The following is a 927-nucleotide window of genomic DNA, read 5'->3' on the forward strand; positions in this document are numbered from 1 at the left end:
CCAAGCACCACCGCACCCGCCGCCAGCGCCACCCAGAACCCGCTGGGTGCGCCGAAGCGGTCGATCATCCAGCCGGAGCTGGCAGCACCAATGGCCACGCCGATGCTCAGGCCGGTGATCAGCCAGGTCATGCCTTCGGTCAAGCGGCTGGGCGGAACGATTTGTTCCACCAGGGCCATGGACACGATCAGGGTCGGGGCGAAGAACAGGCCGGAGATGAAGATCGCGGCTGCCAACCCCGGAATATTCGTCACCAGCAACAACGGCAGCGTGGTCACGGCGGTGGCCACGCCGCAGTACAAGAACTGGCGCGGCAGCGGTGCTTTCAACTTGAGCGCACCGAACGCCAGCCCGGCCAGGCACGAACCGATGGCGTATACCGACAGTACAATGCTCGCCGCGGCGGGCTGGCCCTGATGCTGGGCGAACGCGACACTGACCACATCCACCACCCCAACGATGATACCCATGGCCATCAACAGCACCATCAGGATCAACACCGAGGGCGAGGCGATCAGCCAACGGCCGTGCTCGGCGTGATGTTCATGCACCGGTGGCTCGGTCTGGCGTTGCAGCACAAAGGCGGTCACGCCCACTGCCAGAAACAGCGCGGCAATCAACGGCCCCGCTTCGGGGAACAGCAGCACGCACAGACCCACCGAGACCGGCGGGCCAATAATGAACACCACCTCGTCGAGCACCGACTCCAGGGCAAACGCCGTTTGCAGTTTGGGCTGGCCGCGATACAGCTCGGTCCAGCGCGCCCGCACCATGGCCGACATGTTGGGCATGCAGCCGGCCAGGGCGGCAAAGACGAACAGCGTCCACGTTGGCGCCTGCACCCGGGTGCAGAGCAACAGCAGCAACAGCGCGCCGCCGCCGATGGACGCGGCCACCGGCAACACCCGGCCCTGGCCATAACGGTCC

General features: G+C 66.0%; 1 protein-coding gene. It reads right to left on the reverse strand.

The features are described 5' to 3' along the window. The coding region (locus HX846_RS33480) for an MFS transporter (protein WP_178967077.1) at positions 1-927 on the reverse strand (927 nt) is incomplete at both ends.

Origin of the sequence: Pseudomonas sp. K5002, assembly GCF_013386655.1 — a bacterium.
Taxonomy (GTDB): Bacteria; Pseudomonadota; Gammaproteobacteria; order Pseudomonadales; family Pseudomonadaceae; genus Aquipseudomonas.